The organism is Novosphingobium sp. Leaf2, assembly GCF_001421325.1.
GTDB lineage: Bacteria > Pseudomonadota > Alphaproteobacteria > Sphingomonadales > Sphingomonadaceae > Novosphingobium.
The window spans coordinates 1-17,829 of record NZ_LMJY01000002.1; the positions used below are offsets into that span (position 1 = coordinate 1).

The 17,829-nt window shown below is 62.6% G+C and carries 15 protein-coding genes and 1 pseudogene; 8 read left to right on the top strand and 8 right to left on the bottom strand.

What is annotated here, in order from left to right; genetic code table 11:
- Window positions 1-244: 244 nt before the first annotated feature.
- Complete coding sequence (locus tag ASE49_RS03100) at window positions 245-835, top strand: NADPH-dependent FMN reductase (protein WP_056768761.1); 591 nt, start codon at window positions 245-247, stop codon at window positions 833-835.
- Window positions 836-928: 93 nt separating this feature from the next.
- On the opposite strand, the gene ASE49_RS18035 is transcribed toward ASE49_RS03100, so the two are convergent.
- The 3 genes from ASE49_RS18035 to ASE49_RS03110 form a co-directional block, all read right to left on the bottom strand.
- Complete coding sequence (locus ASE49_RS18035; protein ID WP_156370065.1) at window positions 929-1,120, bottom strand: hypothetical protein; 192 nt, start codon at window positions 1,118-1,120, stop codon at window positions 929-931.
- Window positions 1,121-1,362: 242 nt separating this feature from the next.
- A complete protein-coding gene (locus tag ASE49_RS03105) occupies window positions 1,363-2,436 on the bottom strand; it encodes a TIGR03032 family protein (protein ID WP_056768669.1) in 1,074 nt (357 codons plus the stop codon).
- A 24-nt stretch (window positions 2,437-2,460) separates the two neighbouring features.
- On the bottom strand, window positions 2,461-6,624 hold the full coding sequence (locus ASE49_RS03110; protein ID WP_056768670.1) for a beta strand repeat-containing protein: 4,164 nt from the start codon (window positions 6,622-6,624) through the stop codon (window positions 2,461-2,463).
- Between the two features lie 194 nt (window positions 6,625-6,818).
- On the opposite strand from ASE49_RS03110, the gene ASE49_RS18040 reads away from it, so the two are divergent.
- From ASE49_RS18040 to ASE49_RS03135, 6 genes and pseudogenes are all read left to right on the top strand, one after another.
- Entirely contained in the window at window positions 6,819-7,217 is a 399-nt protein-coding gene (locus tag ASE49_RS18040) for a hypothetical protein (RefSeq protein WP_156370067.1), read from the top strand.
- Window positions 7,218-7,548: 331 nt separating this feature from the next.
- Window positions 7,549-7,857, top strand: coding sequence for an Arm DNA-binding domain-containing protein (locus ASE49_RS03120; RefSeq protein ID WP_268778236.1), 309 nt, complete (start codon window positions 7,549-7,551; stop codon window positions 7,855-7,857).
- Between the two features lie 110 nt (window positions 7,858-7,967).
- A pseudogene (locus ASE49_RS18905) lies at window positions 7,968-8,111 on the top strand (phage integrase central domain-containing protein); the annotation flags it as partial.
- Between the two features lie 26 nt (window positions 8,112-8,137).
- On the top strand, window positions 8,138-8,533 hold the full coding sequence (locus tag ASE49_RS18045) for a hypothetical protein (protein WP_162234218.1): 396 nt from the start codon (window positions 8,138-8,140) through the stop codon (window positions 8,531-8,533).
- Between the two features lie 32 nt (window positions 8,534-8,565).
- Window positions 8,566-8,823 (top strand): hypothetical protein, encoded by a 258-nt coding sequence (locus tag ASE49_RS03130; RefSeq protein WP_156370071.1) that lies wholly within the window; start codon window positions 8,566-8,568, stop codon window positions 8,821-8,823.
- A gap of 95 nt (window positions 8,824-8,918) precedes the next feature.
- The gene (locus tag ASE49_RS03135) at window positions 8,919-9,179 is read left to right on the top strand and encodes a hypothetical protein (RefSeq protein ID WP_056768675.1); all 261 of its coding nucleotides are present in this window, start codon (window positions 8,919-8,921) and stop codon (window positions 9,177-9,179) included.
- Window positions 9,180-9,448: 269 nt separating this feature from the next.
- Here ASE49_RS03135 and ASE49_RS17605 read toward each other — a convergent pair whose 3' ends face one another.
- From ASE49_RS17605 to ASE49_RS18610, 3 genes are all read right to left on the bottom strand, one after another.
- Window positions 9,449-11,488: an acyltransferase family protein gene (locus ASE49_RS17605; protein ID WP_162234219.1), complete on the bottom strand. Its 2,040-nt coding sequence runs from the start codon at window positions 11,486-11,488 to the stop codon at window positions 9,449-9,451.
- 377 nt (window positions 11,489-11,865) lie between these two features.
- The gene (locus ASE49_RS18605) at window positions 11,866-12,234 is read right to left on the bottom strand and encodes a hypothetical protein (RefSeq protein ID WP_056768678.1); all 369 of its coding nucleotides are present in this window, start codon (window positions 12,232-12,234) and stop codon (window positions 11,866-11,868) included.
- A gap of 14 nt (window positions 12,235-12,248) precedes the next feature.
- Window positions 12,249-12,464: a hypothetical protein gene (locus ASE49_RS18610; protein WP_056768679.1), complete on the bottom strand. Its 216-nt coding sequence runs from the start codon at window positions 12,462-12,464 to the stop codon at window positions 12,249-12,251.
- On the opposite strand from ASE49_RS18610, the gene ASE49_RS03160 reads away from it, so the two are divergent.
- Window positions 12,463-14,004: an ABC1 kinase family protein gene (locus tag ASE49_RS03160; RefSeq protein ID WP_235522810.1), complete on the top strand. Its 1,542-nt coding sequence runs from the start codon at window positions 12,463-12,465 to the stop codon at window positions 14,002-14,004. The two genes, ASE49_RS18610 and ASE49_RS03160, sit on opposite strands and share 2 nt — an antisense overlap.
- 12 nt (window positions 14,005-14,016) lie before the next feature.
- Here the strand turns inward: ASE49_RS03160 and ASE49_RS03165 are convergent, their stop codons facing one another.
- Window positions 14,017-16,506, bottom strand: a complete 2,490-nt coding sequence (locus ASE49_RS03165; protein ID WP_056768680.1) for a glycoside hydrolase family 3 protein — start codon at window positions 16,504-16,506, stop codon at window positions 14,017-14,019.
- Window positions 16,503-17,813 carry a cation:proton antiporter gene (locus tag ASE49_RS03170; RefSeq protein ID WP_056768681.1) on the bottom strand — a complete coding sequence of 437 codons (1,311 nt, stop codon included), beginning with the start codon at window positions 17,811-17,813 and terminating at the stop codon, window positions 16,503-16,505. The genes ASE49_RS03165 and ASE49_RS03170 overlap by 4 nt, the downstream gene beginning before the upstream one ends.
- Window positions 17,814-17,829 lie beyond the last annotated feature (16 nt).

Consider the following 17,829-nt stretch of genomic DNA (forward strand, 5'->3'; position numbering starts at 1 on the left):
CATTCCTTGTCCGTCAGTTCATACCGCCGTCGCGTCATACATCCTCCGTTTCCGAAGGGCGCCTGAATCACGACAATGCCGACAGCTCAACCCAATTTATGAGTTCGCGCCCTAATGTACTACCTTCGACTTTTTGAAACAGCGTCGCTTTCGTCGTCCCAGTGCTACAAAATGCGGCTGATGACGCAGATTGACGTTGCACGGTAGTCCAGCCACTTTACCAGCTGATCGGGGGAGAATGACGATGGCCGACCGTATATTGGTGTTTTACGGTTCCTATCGCCGCGATCGGCAAGGTATTCGCCTGGCGCATTATCTGGTTCGCGCTTTACAGAAGCGGGGTGTACAGGTCGAACTGATCGATGCCAGGGAAATCGGGCTTCCGATGCTTGATCGCATGTACAAGGAATATCCGGAAGGCGAGGCTCCTGCTAATCTGCACCGGCTGGCGCAGAAAATCCGTGCCGCCGACGGTTTCGTGTTCGTCGCAGGCGAATACAACTGGGGGATGCAGCCGGGGCTCAAGAACCTCACGGACCACTTTCTGGAGGAATGGTACTGGCGACCGGCCGCCGTCGTCAGCTATTCGGCGGGGCACTTTGCCGGGGCACGCGCTGCGACGGTGTGGCACGGGACGCTTTCGGAAATGGGAATGGTCGTCATTTCCAGCGCGCTTGCAGTCGGCGGGATCGGTCAGGCGCTTGATGCTGATGCGAATCCGACGGGCGAGGGCGGTGCTGCTCTGGACCGCGCGTTCCCCCGTTTCGCGGATGATCTGGCTTGGTGGATCGAGGCCGCCCGCGCCCAGCGCGCAAAAACGCAGCCGCCGTATTGAAAGCGCATTCCTGTTGCACCTACACCAAGGCCACGGTGGCGCGAACGCCCGGCGCGAAGCGTGCTTGCGATGATGGTCGCAGGCGTATGTCCTTCAATGTCTTTGTCGAATGGTCGGCTCGGCTTCTGAGGACTTGCGTGCGTCGGACGGCGCAGACACCATTGTCCTGTGGAAGGCGGGGGTAATAATTGCAAAAACACCGCTGGCGTCGATCCGGCGAATGCCGGCGCCGGCGCCGCGCACCAAAATCAGCGCATGCTGGTTCGCGAATATTGTTGCGCGCATGCTGTCCTGGATGATGCGATGCGCATCCTCGACGCGACCGCGGCGGTGCCATGGTTGATGGATCGGTTAGGAACGTCGATCCTTCACAAGCCCGGTGGCGCAGGCGAAGTCGGACAGTTGCCTAACCTCCGTGCGCGGGCGGTGGCAAACACATACCGCCTTGCGCGAGCTGCCCCTTGTCCGTCCACCGGCAAAAAGAAGGAAAACCTAGCGGCGCGTGATCACGCGGTCCATCCGCTGTCTTATTCCAGCGGCCGCACGGTCTCATCGAAGCTGATCGTCGAGCGAATCTCCAGCGTGTCCGGTCCGACCGACATCGGGCAGCGCACGCCGGGCAGCACGGCCACGTCGAACAGCTCGGTGATGAAGCCTTCCAGCTTGATCCATTCGACGATGCTGCCGCTGGCAAGCTCCACCACCAGCACGCCGCACCATGGCTCGGCATCGCGGGCCTGCATTTCACCGTCGAGCGCAAGGCCCGCGAATGTCCCGTTGCGCGGCTTGGATACGGTGACGAGTGCATGGCCGTTGTGCAGCGCCATGCCGCGCAGGAAACCGGGGCAAAACGCGATGTCGGTCTTGGCGCCGGTTTGCGGGTCGATGCGGATGATCTGCCCGCGCCCGCTGTCGAGCGCCAGCACGCTCGCACCATCGACGCGCGGGCTGTGCGGCATCGACAGCTGATCGGTGACGATGCGGTCCGTCTCCACATCGATCAGCACCCCGCCTTCGTGCCGCCGCTCACGCCAGCCGTTGACGATATCGCTGCGGCTGACGGCAGTGACATAGCGGGGGCGACCATCGTGCAGCGCCATGCCGTTGAGGTGGCAGCGGTCCTCGGGCGCCAGCTTCGAGATGAACGACGGCTTCCAGATCGGTCGAAAGCTGTGGTTCAGATCCAGGGTGGCCAGGCAACTGTACTTGGTATTGACGAACAGCACGCGCCCGGCCTGATCGGTGCCCACTTCGTGAACGTCGATGTCGCCCGTAGTCTGTGCGTTGCGTGGGACGAGTGCCATGTCGAACTGCTGGTTGGCCATTTGCCCGGCTTTCAGCATGTTTTCCAGCCGCCAGACCTGATGAAGCGCGCCCAGATACAGCCGGCCCGGCTGATAGCAGACCCCCATCGCACGGGTGAAGTTCTGCTGGTTGAACGAGATCGTCCCGTTCGCCAACACCCCGGTCAGGAACAGCTGTCCCGTCTGGTACGAGGTGAAGGCGAAACTCGTGCGGTTGCGGATCAGCCATTCCGCCAGCCCGCGAGAGACCGATATGTTGGTCGGCCCGTTCGCGGGGGTCTTGTCGGTATCCGTCATATAGTCCTGCTTGTCGGGGACGGGTCAGAACGGGATCTTGATCCCGGCCCGGCCGCCTGCGCCACTGTAGTTGCCGCTGGCGTCAAGCGTGCCTTCGATGAAGCCGTTGATGCCGCCGGGCGTCGTTACATTGATGCCCAACGTCCCTTGTCCATACGTGCCGATGCGCCGGTTGCCCAGTGCCAAGGCATACGGTCCGGAGACAAAGGTCGCGCCGTCCCGGCCCTTGAACTCCTTCACCGCCATGCCGCTGGCGTAGAAGGTGAGCATGTTGCCCCCGCCGATCGCGATGGTGCCGCCGATGCGCACGCCCGCCTTGCCGCGCAGCCCGTCGGCACGGTCGTAGTCGAGCACCTGGCCCAAGGCTTGCAGATCATCGAGACTGGTACGCACGTACGCGACGCTTGCCACCGGTTCGGCGAAGAACCCGCCAGATCCAAGGCGGAAGCCCGCCTCGACCTGGGCACCGATCGCGTCACCGCCAAGGCGGTCCTTGTAACCGGCTGAGCCCCCGTTGGCGTCGATCCAGAAGTGGTCATACTTGACCAGCCCGTTGGCGAAGAACCCGCCCGCCCGCAGCGATGCATAGGCACCGACATTGGCCACGTCGTACTGGAACCGGGTGGCCTCCTCAAAGCGCAGGGCGGACGACAGGTAACCGGCGGTCACGCCAAAGACCACGCCGCCATTTTCGCCCATCGTCCCGACATCGAAGCCGATCTGGCCGCCGAAATAGTCCTGCCGGTATCCAAGGTCATAGCTGCGCGAAATGCCGAACTGGCTGGCCGCGCGCGCGTCGTCCCTCTTGTCGACGCCGCCGGACATCTGGAGCCAGAAACCGCCCGCGTTGGCACCGTTCGAGAAGCTCCCGTCACGCACGGAGGTTAGATGCGCCGTTACCGCGTCCGCCGAGCGATACCACAGGCTTTGCGCGCCTTCGAGAACCTTGGCGGCGCGATACGCCCCCGCTCCCGGCGTGCCGACGAGCTGATACGCGAAGGTCGTGGGTCGATACACCACATCCAGCGCGACAAGGCCCACATTGGCCGATGCCGGCGAAATCGTGAAGGCGGTCGCCGACGATGCCGCCGATGCCTGCACGACCGTCACTCCCGGCGTTACGAATACGTTGCCGGTCACGCCAAGCTGGATCTGCGTGGACCCCGCCGCCGTGCCCACGTTCAGCCGGTCTGCGGTCATCACGCCCGCCGCGGTGGAGGCGATGTCGAGGCCCAGCGTGCTTGCGCCAGATCCGGTGAATGTGCCCGGCAGCGTCAGCTGGTCGCCCACGGTGCCGTTGCGCAAGTCCAACAAACCGGAGTTGGCGAACGTTTCCAAGCCGGTGAAGGTCACGTTGAGCGGTGCGGTGCCCGGGCCGTCCACAAGCACTGTGCCCGTGTTGGTGAACACGTCGTTACCGGCGCCAAAGTCGCTGCTGGCGCTGGCGTGGAACAGCCCGGTGTTGGTGAAGCGATCGTTGCCCGAGGACAGCAGCACGCGCCCGTTGAGGGTGCCCGCGTTGGCGACCACCGCCGGGCCACCTGCCACCACGATTGCATAACCGCTGCCGGTGTTGATCGTGCCGCGGTTGGTGATCGTGGTGGTGCCCACGGCATCGCTCTCGATACCGTTGATCGCGCCGGTGACGGAGCCTGCGGTCCCCACGGTCACGCCGACATTGCCGGCGGACTGGATGACGACGGCAGTATCCTGCGCTGCCGAGACTGCGCCGGTGAGATTGACATTCACGTCCCCGCCGAAACCAAGGGCGGTAATCGCGTTGCTGTTGGTCCCTGTCGTGCTCAGCTTGCCGGCATTGATGGTGATGGTGCTGCCTGCGCCAAAGGTTGCCGCACGGATCGCGTCACTGTTGTTGCCAGCGGTGGAAACGCTGCCTGCGGTTACGCTGACGTCGCCGTAGCTGCCTGCCAGCACACCGATCGAATCCACGCCCTGGGTCGATACGGTCTCGACGTTCACGGTCGTGCCCAGCGCGCCATAGGCGTTGATCGCGGTTGCGACCGCGCCAGTGGTGGTTACCGAACCCATCGCCACCGATGCGGTGCCGTAGATGGTGGATGCGGCAATGCCGGCGGCGTAATTACCCGTCGTCTTGACCGAGCCTGTGCCGCGCACCGCAACGTCGCTGTAACCCTCGACAACGATACCCGCGCTGCCCTCTCCGGATGTTGCGATGGTGCCGTTGTTCACCACGACGGCCGGACCGTAGGCCGCCTGCGCCTTAACGCCGTTGGCGAAATCGCCGCTGGTCGTGATCGTGCCGGAATTGGTGACGGTGGCGCCGTAATAGCCGCGCGCGAAAACGCCCGTGGCATAATCTCCGGAAGTTTTGACCGAACCGTTGACGGTGACCGTTGCGGTCCCGAACGAGCCCGTCGCCTGCACCCCGTCAGCGCTGAAGCCGAACGCACCGTCGGTGCCGCTGGTCGAAAGCGCGCCGTTCACGGTGACGCTGGCGTTGTAACCATAGGCCTGCACGCCAACCGCGTCGTTGCCGGTGGTGGTGACGTTGTTGACCGTAATCGCGGCATCGCCCAGCAGGCTGAAGGCATAGGCGCCAAACGCGCCTTCGCCCGCTGTCGAGATCGTCCCGGTGGATGTTACGTTGACATTGCCGGTGAGCGACAAGGCCCCGATGCCGTCTGACAGGACGCCTTTGGTAGAGACCGATCTCACATTTACCGACACGTCGCTGCCGCCATTCGGGCTCATCGCATAGGCATGTATGCCCCTTGCGTAATCACCGGTCGTCGTTACCGAGCCGGCTGCGATGTTGATGCCGCCATACAGGCTGACGGCTTCGATGCCGGTCGCCTCGTAGCCGCTGGTCTGCACCGAGCCGGTTCCGCTGACCGAAACGTCATAAATGGCGCCTGCGTAGATCCCGCGCGATCCACCGCCGCTGGTGCTGATCGACCCGGTGTTGACGACATCGGCGTTGCCCCCGAAGCCGAGCGCAATCACGCCGTCCGACTTGACGCCCTGCGTCGATACCGCGCCTGTCACGGTGACGGCGGCGTTGACGCCCACTGCGTGCACCGCCGGAGAATTGTTGCCCACGGTCGATGCGTTGTTGACCGTGATCGCTACGTCGCCCGACTGCGAATAGCCATAGACCGCAGTGGAATTGTCGCCCTGCGTAGTGACGTTGGCCACGTTGATGACCGTGCTGCCACCGCCATATGCCTTGGCGAATACGCCCATCGCATCCTCGCCGGTGGTCGATACCGTTCCGATCGATGTGAAGTTCACGCCACCCGGGCCAGTGCCGAACATAACCGCGCCGTAAGCCCCATCGCCGCTGGTGCTGAGGTTGTCGACCGACAGGTTGGCAGTAGCGCCCTGCATCAGCACGCCGATGGAGGCAAAGCCTGCGGTGGTGATCGTGTCTGCGTGAATATCGACCACGCCATCGGTGCCGAACGATACGGCCGTGATGCCGTTCGAATAGTCCGCCTCGGTCGATACCGTGCCCAGATCCATCGCGATGGAGCCGTACGCCGATCGTGCCTCGATCGCGGTAGAGCCGTAATTGTAGAAGCTGCCGCCTGTCGTGCTCACCCGATCGGCGGTGATCGCGATGTTGCCGCTTCCGGTATAGGCATTGATCCCGCCGACGTAGTAACCCGAAGCCGACACGGTGCCCGCATCGATGGTCACGTCGCCGCGATAGGAATTGGCGCTGATGCCCACCCCGCTGTTGCCCGTCACCGCAATGGTGTTGGCGTTAATCGTGATGGCGCCTTCGTTGGAATTGGCATTGATGCCTGTGGATGCGCGTCCGTTGGCGACGATACTGTCGGTATTGATCGTCAGGTCGCCATAATTGGTCAGGCCCAGCACGCCGATCGAACCGGTGCCGCTTACCGCGATCGCGGTATTGTCAGCCGCATTGAGCGTCACTGCGCCATCGTTGAAGCCGATCAGCGCCACGCCCGGCACATTGCTCGTCGGCGCGACTTGGACGCCCGGTTGCAGCACCACGGTCAGGTCCAGCACGGGCGCCGTGGGATCAAGCCCAGGATCGCGTGCAGGATCTGCGGCGGGGGAATAATATTGGATACCATTCGGATAAGGATTGCTGGCGGGCGTGCACGTCACCGTGCCATCGACAGGCGCCCCGCAAGCATCCTGCGCGTAAGCTGGCACAGCAAGTGCAGCGGCCATGCTCGCCAAAGCAGAACCGAGAAACAGATTCGCCGCGCGCCGATTAAACGACGCGCTCCCCCCGACGCGGTGATTCATTTTTTGCCCCTGAATACGGTTATTTACATAGGCTACGGAAGATTTGACCCAATGCAAGCATGATTGTGCAAATAAAAATTACAATAGGAGGTCGATACAGGACGCAATTGCGGAAAATGCCCGCACTTTTTCATGGTTATTTTACGAAGGAAATGGCGGATTCCGGTGTATGCGGAACGATACTGCATGCGCGATTTAATTGCGCATTTTGCTACCACGCATGTTCCCAATTATCCGCTGCGACGCTGACAAAACTTCGCGGGCATGTGTTTCACGTTGATATTCGTGCATCGATGACGCAGGGGTTCGAGGTCGGAGCGGCGAACGCGATCCGCTGGCGGCAACCAGTGCTCGCGCATCGAACGCCAGCTAGCAAGGTACGGGACGACTGTCGCACGGCGAAGATCGAGAACCATGCCACTTTCATCCTGAAAGTGATCAAGCAGCAGCCCAACCCGACGCCGCCGGAGTTGTCGAAGATGGGTACCTCCGCAAACCCTCGCCGATCCGTATGAGATTCGACGGAGGCGGCAATCCGCCAGCTTTGGGCGTCACGTACCATCAAGTTCGCGGCAGACCATGGAACTGTGTCAAAGTTCAGCAAAAACGTTATGCTCAAAATTAGATATACGCAAATAATCTTAAATATTATCAATAAATACAATGTTATTTGAAGTCCACCCTCTCTCCGCCATTTGCCTATGCCTAAGGGTGCATAGGCGTGCAATCAATACCATGGCATTCGACATGGTATCGTGCCTGTCGATCCATGGTATCGGGATCATGCTGAACGACGCGAAGGTGAAGGCGGCCTAGCCGCGCGAGAAGGCCTACAAAATTGCGGATGTGGGCTCGCTCTATTTGAACGTCAGTACGACCGGCGTGCGGTCGTGGCGGATGAATTACACCTTCGGCCAGAACACCCCTGGCAAGCCCCAGCAGAAGACGCTCTCCTTCGGCACTTATCCTGTGATGACGCTCGTTGCCGCTCGGGCGAAGCGCGACGAGGCGAAGGGTATGTTGGCCGAGGGCCGCGACCCCGCCGTCGAGAAGGTGGTTGCCGCCAAGGCCAAGACCGTTGAAGTCGAGAACACCTTCCGCGTCGTGGCCGATCGTTGGGTGGAGTTGAATAGCGGCTGGTCGCTGGAGAGCTGAATGCCTATCGCGATGAACGCGAGGGCAAATGGTCCCACCGGACGTCTTGCAACTGGACTGTGCACCGCGCGCGCTGGTCGCCTGTCCATCGTGCTTACGTGCTTCAGAGCATGGAGCGGGACATCTATCCGGAGATCGGCAATCTGCCGATCTCCTCTATCAAGGCTCCCAAATTACTTGGTGCGCTGCAGAAGGTCGAGAGGCTCGGCGCGATTGAGACTGCCCAGCGCCTGCGCCAGCGATGCGAAGGCGTCTTCGCCTACGGTATCGGCGGCGGCCTATGCGAGACAAACCCGGCGGCTGGTCTGCGCGCGAACCTGAAAGACCGACCCAAGGCCCGCAAGCAGCCTCCATTATCGGCGGCAAGCGCGGGCCGGAGGAGCAGCTGGCCGCCGTGCGCCAGATGATGGTCGACTGTGAGGCCGAGCGCTGCCGGGCATCGACGAAACTAGTCCTGCGCTTCATCGCCCTGACGGCCGTCCGACCGAACGAGGTCCACGGCGCACGCTGGGACGAGCTTCACGACCTCGATGGCAAAGACCCGCGCTGGGTGATCCCTTCTGGACGCATGAAGGGCGACGAGGACAGCAAGGCCGAAGAGGATGGCGATCATATCGTCCCGCTATCACGGCAGTGCTGGAAGCAGCCCGGCAGGTCACCGGGCATTTCCCGCTGATCTTCCCCAGCGAGCGCAACCCTTTCAAACCGATGTCGGAGAACACCCTTCGCGCCCTGCTGATCCGGGGCGGATATGGCGGCGGGCATGTGCCGCGCGGTTTCGGCGCGGCCTTCAGGACGATCATGAACGAGCGCGCCGAGCGTAGGTGGCGGGAGACAGGCCGCTCGGGCGTGTCTACCGATCGCGCGATCATCGCCGTCCCATTCCGCTTTGCGGTGGGGTCGATGCCGGTCAAGCAGGCAGAGAATGCGTTTTACGTTGATCAAGCTGGCCCCCCGGTCCGCTAAGCTCCTCAACCCTACACAAATTAATGCGCCCGCATAATGAACGATATTTAATTGTCTGGCGGTCTGATGTCAGCCTGCGACCAGGGGAGCAAACCATGAACCCGATATCTTTAGGCTGGCTCCTCACCGGCGCCGGGGCGGCGCTGCTTGCGGGCGGCGTCAGCGGCTGGACTGTCCGCGACTGGAAACAGGACAGCGAAGTGCTGGAAGGCGTGCAAGCCGCCGCCCAGAAGATCGATGCCGCCCGTACCAACATCGATCGCGCGGCCACCGCCTACGAACAGGAGAAGCAGGATGCATCAATCCAGTCTACGGTGCGGGAAAGCACCATCCGCGAAACGCCCTGTCAGCACTGACTGCGATGCTCCTGATGCTGCCGTCAGCGTGCTCAACGACGCGGTCGCCGACGCCCGAGCTGCAGGCCAACCTGCGCCAGCGGTGCCTTGACCTTCCGGGCGCCCCCGTGTCGCTTGTCGATCCCGACAGGGGGACCTGGGAAGAGGCGATTATCGCGACCTATGGGGACTGCGCCGGCAGGCACAGGGCGACGGTAGAGGCGTGGCCAACAAGTCAGTAGCTTATCAAGGCCCGCCTGCCGTGCCGACAGCTGAGCCATGAAATCGGGCTATCTGATCAAACCCGCCTTTTGGAAATTCAATACGAAAGCACGATCTACCGCTGGCATCGCTTCAACAGATGGATGGGAGTATTCGTCTCGATAGAGCGCGCTAACTTTCCGCGTTGAGTATGAACAAATTTCGTCGGGACAAAATACCGAAAACAGGTCCACCCGGTAGAGCAAGCCCCGACTATGCAACGATCTGAGCATATCAGATACTGCTTGGCGCCTGGCGAAATGATATTTTCGGTGCTCGAAGACACAGGTTCCCCCTGAGGGAGCATACCACTGCTTGAACGCGGCGTCTGGCGCGCAGTTGTAGTCACGCACAAGCGGCAAGCTATCGACGACCACGAGCTTCACCCCCCGGCGGCGGAAACGATCTCCCATCCTTTCAAGATCGGATTTCATGAGCGCGACGGCTTGGTCCGGGTGAGGATTTATACCCCCTGGCATAAGATCGATCAGGTCGCTCAAAAGTACGACGACATCACCGGTCTTTAAAGACTTTTCTAGAGCGGGGTATACATCATGCCATAGCGCCGCGTTCGCCTTTGCTTGTGGACGGTAGTTCGGAACCGACGGTGTGGGCGAAGCGCCCCATGATGACACTAATGTCAGAGCGAACCCGTGATCCCGGACAAGAGATGTGAAGCCACGAACGAAAGCGGCCGAATAGGAGTTGCCAATCACGAGCATGCGGTGCTGCGCTGAGCGCGCGCCAAGGGTGCATGATGCGGGATCTATGGGCCGAGCCGCATCCGCATCACTTTGGTAGATGCACGCGCTTCCACGCCATTCACCAAAGCCGGCCATAGAATAAGGCTGGTTGAGCGATTGCGGGCCCCGTTGAGACAGCGGGGCATGTTGGCCCATGAAAAACTTGTCTTTCAAAGGGACCGCCAGGACAGCAACGGCCGCGATCAGCGCTGCCGATGACACAAGGCCAGCCCAAATAACGGGGCCCGGCCTCTCACCAACGCTGCCTTTTCGCCAAGGCGTTTCAATGTACCGCTGGCTCAAAGTTGCCAGTCCTATCATCGCCGCAATTTGGAAAGGTACAGTCCACCACTGGATGCCAACTGTCCAGCGGCTGAGCACCAAGACCGGCCAGTGCCAAAGATACAAAGAGTACGAGATCTTACCGATGAATCGCATTTTTGGCAGCGATAGCGCCCGATCAATCAAAGATAACCGCCCACCCCAGTGGATTATGCAGCCGGTGGACATCACGGCGAGAATGGTTGCCGGCATGATGAACCGTTCAGGCAACAGGAGGCAAATGCCCAACAGCCCCGCAGCCACCGGCGCCACTGGGCGCGTGCTTCCGATGCGCGGCTGACGCGCTCGCGCAATCAGACAACCTAACCCCAGTTCCCAAAACCGAAAGGGGAGCAGGTAGAAGACGGCAACTGAGTGCTGCGCCTGAAAAACGATGAAGCATATCAAGGATGCAAGACACGCGCCCCCCAAGACTGCCTCGAACCAGTAGCGATGCTGCCGAAATTTACTTGCTGTGAACATCCAAAAAAGAACAGGGTAGAAGACGTAAAACTGCTCTTCTATACCTAATGACCAAGTATGCGTGAAACTGTTTAACTTGGTGCTGCTAGAAAAATAATCAGAAGCGGCATGAAAAAGATATAAGTTTCCGATACCGGCCACGGAAGCTATGGCAGTTTTGAGGGACTGTGAGGGATCGGGATTTACTAGAACCGTCGCAACACTGCCCACGGCCACGCACAACAATAGAGCAGGCATGATCCGGCGAATTCGTTTCCTATAGAAGCTCGCTATGAACGCTCTGAACGTTTCTTCGCGATTTGTGCTCTCTAACGATCTGGTTATGACGAATCCGGATATGACAAAAAATATGTCAACTCCCAGATAGCCACCCGGGAGAAACTTAGACGAAAAATGATTTATTATGACGGAAATTACAGCGATAGCGCGCAGCCCATCGATGTCGGATCTGTATGCTTGCAATTGATTACCCCCCGTAATCGAAATGCAGTGAATTTTCGTTTTCGCATCATTCGTCGTCAAACGAATTGGCTGGATATCGCGGCACCTATCAATAGCTATACGTTCGTATAAGCCGGATGCTCTATCGGTGCAAGATCGAGTGCCTATCCGCGCAAGGCGTAGTCTAAGATGCGGAATGTCATTCGGGCCGGCGTCTTGGTAGCGACGGTTTGACTGCTAATGGCGCACCCTATTGTTCACTAGCTCATCCAGTCCAGTTCGGCTTCGTACACGGCTTCGAACATATCGCCTTCGGCCATGCAGGCCCGCAGCGGGGCGCGCACCGCTTCCGGATTGCCATCGCCCGAAGGGACCGCGCTCTGCGGGAGTCTGCGCCATGCCGGTGCCGGTGGTGCAGAGGCGGGGGTTTCGGCCAGAGCGCCATTTTTCGTTCGTCTCTAGTCAGCGCTTCCATCCTCATCCGCGTCATGCGGATCAGATGGGAAGTCGTAGCCTTGAGATTTTACGGATGATACCAGCGTGGGCAGATTTGTTTCTAACTCTAGACGACGAGCGCCTTGGCTTGGTCCCTTCGATCCACGATCGGTAAAACGAACCTGACCCGACGCCTCGGGCGGCTTTCGAAATCGGACGCCAATCGTCGGGCTGCTCCGGTCATCCAGCAGTTTCCGACCGACACCGAGCAGCACCGCCACGTCGAACGGTTCGGTGATGAAGCATTCCAGCTTGATCCACGCGACGATGCTGCCGCTGGCAAGCTCTACCACGAGCACGCCGAACCACGGCTCGGCATCCCGTGCCTTCATTTCACCGTCGAGCGCTAGCCCCGCGAACGTGCGGTTGCGCGGTCGGTGACGATGCGGTTGGTCTCCACCTCGATCCGCACGCCGCCTTCGTTCCGCCGCTCGCGCCCGCCGTTGAAGCGCCATGCCGTTGAGGTGGCGCCGGTGCTCGGGCGCCAGCGTTGAATACCGGCTTTGCCGATCGGAGCGTGGTGAAAGGAACCCGGACATCGCCGGTCGGTTACCCCTGTCATGCCCTCGATCCTCGAAACTGTGACCGTCGCCGCGCGTGATCGCGCGCGCATGGCCGAAGTGAGCGCCATTATCGCCCGCTTCGGCCTGGATTCGCTGTGGGCGCGACTGGGGCCAAGCCCTGGGCGCGGCGATCGGACGGGGGAAGACGAGCCTGCCCTGCCGACGCGCACCCGCCGCGCCCTGGAGGCACTGGGCCCGACCTATGTGAAGCTTGGCCAGATCCTTGCCACCCGGCGCGACATGCTCTCTGATGAATGGATCGTCGCCTTCGAGCAGCTGCAGAGCGATGCGCCTCGCTTGTCCTTCGATGTCCTGCGCCCTGCGGTGGAAGCCGCGCTGGGCGAGCCGCCGGAGACCGCCTTCGCCGCCTTCGATACCGCGCCGCTTGCCGCCGCCTCGATCGCGCAAGTCCACCGCGCCACGCTGCACGACGGCACTGACGTAGTGGTCAAGATCCGCCGCCCCGGCATCCGCCGCGCCATGGAGGCCGACTTGCGCCTGCTGCGCCACCTCGCTGCCCTCATCGAGGCGCACAGCGCTGCGGCGCGGCGGATCATGCCCACCGCCATGATCGATCAGCTGGGCCGCGAAATTCTGGACGAGCTGGACTTCACCAGCGAAGGTCGCAACGCCGACCTGCTGCGCGCCGATCTTGCCGACATCGACCGTGTCGTCGTGCCGCGTATCCATTGGCAGCACTGCTCCGGCGGCGTGCTGGTGATGGATTATATAGCCGGGGTAAGCCCGCGTGATCCCGAGACCTTGCGCTCTGCGGGCATCGACCCCTCGTCCATCGCCGACCTGGGCGCGCAGCTGGTGCTGGAGATGGTCCTCGTCAACGGCCGCTTCCATGCCGATCCGCACCCCGGCAACCTGCTGTGCCTGCCGCCGGCGACAAAGGATGGCGGCAGCCGGCTGGCCCTGCTCGATCTCGGCTCGGTCGGTTTCGTCTCACCGCGCCGCCAGCACGAATTTCTGACCTTCATCCTTGCGCTGCGCAACAATGATCCTGCGGGCGTGGCGGACATGCTGGCGCTATGGTCGCAAGCCGGCGAAGTTCCGCGAGAGCGGCTGCTCGCCGCATCCGAGCGGCTCGTCGCCCGCCACGGCACCGGTGCCCTGGTGTTGAACGCGATGGTGGCCGACTTCTTCCCGCTGCTGCGCAAGGAAGGCCTGGTGCTCCCGCCCGACCTGGTGCTGATCTTCAAGGCCATGGTGACAATGGACGGCGTCCTTTCCAACATCGTGGCGGACTTCGATCTGTCCGAGGCGCTGACCGCCCTGCGCGGCCGCATGGTTGCCTCGCGCCTGACCAAGCTGGCCGAGCCGGCGCGGATCGAAGCGTTGCTGCTGGAGCTGTCCCGATTGTCCGCAGATGCCCCGCGCCTGCTCCGGGCCGCTACCGCCCGGTTGGAACGCGAGGACAGGACCACCTCGGGCGACGGTCTGGAAAGGGCAATGCGCCATAGCGGCACGCTGGTCGCCAGCGCCCTGGTGCTGCACGCGCTGGCGGGCGTGGCGGTAGCGCTGCTCAAGTAGAAAGTTCAGGCCTCAATCGCCGCAAGCGTTCATCGGCATGCTGACGTAGTCCAGCTTCACGTCGGATATCGAGATGGTCAGCGGGCCGTTGGTGCTCAGTACGAAAGGCGCGGTGATGGCTGACATGTCTGCGCCGCGGCTGGCGAAACATTGCAGCGGCACGGCCATGCGCGTCCATTCGCCCGGCGCCGCGCGCCCAAGGGTGTTGCCGATCGGGACGGACACCGTCTTGTCACCGCTTTCGATGCCCAATGCGACCGGCCCATTGGCCTTGGTGTCGACACGGTATTCGAAGACCAAGCTGATTTCGCCGTTGCTTTCGCGCGCAAGGTTGATGGCGCGGGGCGCTGCCATCGCGACCCGGCCGCTTGCTTTGCCGTCCCATACGAAGCGGCGCGCATCTTCCTGTGCGCGGCGGTCGACACCGCCCTGCGTGACCATTTGCGTGTCGATCGACCATCCCGTGGGGACGCGGCCCTTGCCGAAAAAGACACCGGGCGTCGCCTCCGCCATGCCGGCGGGACGGGTTTCGTCCAGCTGCGCAACCTTGCCCGGCGCCGCGTAGGACAGGCCGTAGCCGAAGGCGAACAGTGGATCGTAGCCGGCGTCGCGGCGATTGAGCACGTACTGGTCGGGTCGCTTTGGCCACGAGAAGCTCAGCTTGCCGCGAAAGTCGTGCGCGGGTTTGCCGTCCGCGCCTGCGAACAGCACGTCGGCAACCCCGCCGCCCTCGCTGCCGGGCAGGAAGGCGGCCACGAAAGCGTCGGAGGCGTTCATTTCGGCATTCACCCATAGCGGACGACCGGACAGAAATACCGCCACGACGGGAATGCCCGCCGCCTTGAGGCGGCGCAGCAGCGCCAGATCGGACTTGTCGCCTGGGCTGTATTCCAGGTTGGGGACGTCGCCCTTGAATTCGGCATAAGGCTGCTCGCCGAATACGACGATGGCGGCATCCGGCTTTGCCGTGAACGTGCCGTCCGGCGCATAGGTGGCGGTGCCGCCGCCAGCCTTGACGGTCTGCGCTATGCCCTTCCAGATCGAGGTGGCATTGGGGAAGGCGGTGTTAGGCAGGTCCGCGCCCTGCCAAGTGATCGACCAGCCGCCCGCCTGCTGGCTGATGCTGTCCGCCGCAGCACCGGCCACCAGGATGTTGGCAGCCGGCTTAAGCGGCAGCACGCCGTCGTTCTTGAGCAGCACCAGGGATTCGCGCACCGCCTCGCGGGCGATCGCGCGGTGCTGCGGCGAGGCGATGACGTCGAATTTGGCGGCGAAGGCGCGCGATGATGGCCTGCCCCGATCGAACGTTCCGGCGCGCAGCTTTACACGCAGGATGCGCCGCACCGCATCGTCAAGCCGCGCAGGCGGGATGGTGCCCGCCTTCGCTTCGGCCAGGGTGTTGTCGTAAAGCTGCTTCCAGCCAGGGCCGGAATACATGAACATGTCCAGCCCGGCATTGATCGCCTGCGGGCAATCCTCGTTGCTGCACCCCTTGACCTGGCCGTGGCTGTTCCAGTCTCCTACCACGAAACCGTCGAAGCCCATGCGCTCTTTCAGTACGCCGGTAAGCAGGCTTTTGTTGCCGCTCATCTTCTCGCCGTTCCAGCTGGAGAAGCTGGCCATCACCGACTGCGTGCCCGCCTCGATCGCGGCGGGATAGCCACCCAGATGCACGTCGCGCAGCACCGTTTCGGGCACCCGCGTATCGCCCTGGTCGCGCCCGCCGGTGCCGCCGTCACCCAGGAAGTGCTTGGTCGTGGCAATCAGGTGGTCGGGCGCAAGAAATTCCTTCGTGCCCACCTTGCCCTGCACGCCCTCGATCATCGCACCGGCATAGTCGGCGGCGATCTGCGGCTCTTCGGAATAGCTTTCGTATGTGCGGCCCCAGCGGTCGTCCTGCACCACCGCCAGGGTAGGCGCGAACGTCCAGTCGAGCCCGGCGGCGGCGGTTTCCAGTGCGGTGACCTGGCCGATCTGGCGGATCAGGTCACGGTTGCGCGCCGCGCCAAGGCCGATGTTGTGGGGAAACAGGGTGGCGCCCACGATGTTGTTGTTGCCGTGAACCGAATCCGTGCCCCAGATGATCGGGATCTTCGGGCGACCATCGCTGCGGGTCATCGAGGCATCATAGAATTCGTCCGCCAGCTGCAGCCATTTGGCCGGAGAGGCATATTCGTCGTCGTACGGACCGCTGTTGCCACCGTTGAGGATCGAGCCCAGCTTGTAGGTCACGACGTCAGCTGGCTTGATCGAGCCGATATCGACCTGGATGATCTGGGCGACCTTGTCCTCGATCGACATCGCGGCAAGCAGGGCGTCGATCTTCTTTTCAATCGCCGGATCGCGGGCAGGGCGGGCGCGTACTTTCGGCCAGATCGCCGGGTTGGCGATCGACGCGGCGGGCTGGTCCGCCGATGGGGTCTGGGCCCGTCCGGCACCCGGCATCGCCGTCAGCATCAGGGCAAGGATCAGGAGAGAGGCGCTCGATCGGTTGGTGGTCATGGTCGCTCCTGTGCGCCGTACAGCTGCGGCCGCGCGTGGGGGGTGTGAGGGGAATGGGCGCGCGTGTCACGCAGCGCGCGCAGGATGGGGCCGGTCATAACCGTTGTGACCACGGCCATCACGACCAGGATCGTGAACATCGATCGTGGCAGGAAGCCCAGGTCGTAGCCGACGTTGAGCACGATCAGCTCCATCAGGCCGCGCGTATTCATCAGCGCGCCCAGAGTGAGGCTTTCAGGATGGGCAAGGCCGTTGGCGCGCCCGGCGCAATAGACCGGGACGATCTTGGCCAGCACCGCGATCAGGCAGACGGCGGCGAGCCAGGCCAGTTCCGGGCCGGCGGAAAGGCCCAGCAGACTGGTGCGAAGGCCGGTGAAGGTGAAGAAGATCGGCAGGAAGAAGACCAGCACGAAGTGCCCGACTTGCGCGTTCCAGGCCTCCACCAGCGGACGGTGGCGATGAAACAGCAGGCCGGCGGCAAACCCGCCGAAGATCGCGAAGATCCCCAGCGCGAACGTGCACAGCGCCAGCGCGAAGATCACGATCAGCAGGATCGCCAGCAGATGCGGCGGGATGGCGCCATCCCGCAGCGGCATGCAGGCGACCAGCCGGTTGCAAAGTGGCGCCGCCACAAAGCGCAGGGCGAGCACGAACAGCGCCAGACCGCCCAGGTGGATGGCCAGATACGTCACCGAAAGCTGCGCGGCAGCGAACGCGGCGATCCCGGCCAGCAGCACCCAGCCGGCAACGTCGTTCACCGCTGCAGCGGAAATGGCGACGATGCCCACGTCGCTGCGGGTCAGCCCGTATTCGCCCAGGATGCGCCCCAGGATCGGCACAGCAGTGATCGCCACCGCCACGCCGCAGAACAGACTGTAGACGAGCGGATCGATACCCGGCGCCAGACTGGCGGCCGATAGCTTGCCGATGCCCATGCCTGCCAGCAACGGTACGAGGATCGAGGCGAGGGCGACGGCGATGGTAGTGCGCCGCAGTCGGGCTATCTGCAGGCGGCTGAACTCGAACCCGCCGCCGATCTGGAACATCAGCAGGATCAGCCCGATCTGGCTCAGTACCGTGATCGCAGGTTCCGGCTTCGCGCCGAAAAGGGCGAGAGAGACCCCGGGAAAGAGATACCCGAAAAGCGACGGGCCAAGCAGGAGCCCGGCGACGATCTCACCCACCACGCCGGGCTGTCCCATGCGGCGGAACAGCCCGTGCATCAGCCGCGCCGCGCCGATCATCACGATCAGTTGCAACAGCACCGTGAACAGCAGCATCTCGCTCTGATGAGTGGACCCGGTCATGGCGTATCGGCGCGCA

Coding starts and splice junctions, on each gene's coding strand:
- ASE49_RS03100 (WP_056768761.1), top strand. CDS start 245: ATGGCCGACCGTATATTGGTGTTTTACGGTTCCTATCGCCGCGATCGG.
- ASE49_RS03130 (WP_156370071.1), top strand. CDS start 8,566: ATGTCGGAGAACACCCTTCGCGCCCTGCTGATCCGGGGCGGATATGGC.
- ASE49_RS18610 (WP_056768679.1), bottom strand. CDS start 12,464: ATGACAGGGGTAACCGACCGGCGATGTCCGGGTTCCTTTCACCACGCT.
- ASE49_RS03160 (WP_235522810.1), top strand. CDS start 12,463: ATGCCCTCGATCCTCGAAACTGTGACCGTCGCCGCGCGTGATCGCGCG.
- ASE49_RS03165 (WP_056768680.1), bottom strand. CDS start 16,506: ATGACCACCAACCGATCGAGCGCCTCTCTCCTGATCCTTGCCCTGATG.
- ASE49_RS18035 (WP_156370065.1), bottom strand. CDS start 1,120: ATGCGCGCAACAATATTCGCGAACCAGCATGCGCTGATTTTGGTGCGC.
- ASE49_RS03105 (WP_056768669.1), bottom strand. CDS start 2,436: ATGACGGATACCGACAAGACCCCCGCGAACGGGCCGACCAACATATCG.
- ASE49_RS03110 (WP_056768670.1), bottom strand. CDS start 6,624: ATGGCCGCTGCACTTGCTGTGCCAGCTTACGCGCAGGATGCTTGCGGG.
- ASE49_RS03170 (WP_056768681.1), bottom strand. CDS start 17,813: ATGACCGGGTCCACTCATCAGAGCGAGATGCTGCTGTTCACGGTGCTG.
- ASE49_RS18605 (WP_056768678.1), bottom strand. CDS start 12,234: ATGAAGGCACGGGATGCCGAGCCGTGGTTCGGCGTGCTCGTGGTAGAG.
- ASE49_RS03135 (WP_056768675.1), top strand. CDS start 8,919: ATGAACCCGATATCTTTAGGCTGGCTCCTCACCGGCGCCGGGGCGGCG.
- ASE49_RS18045 (WP_162234218.1), top strand. CDS start 8,138: ATGCGAGACAAACCCGGCGGCTGGTCTGCGCGCGAACCTGAAAGACCG.
- ASE49_RS18040 (WP_156370067.1), top strand. CDS start 6,819: ATGCCCGCACTTTTTCATGGTTATTTTACGAAGGAAATGGCGGATTCC.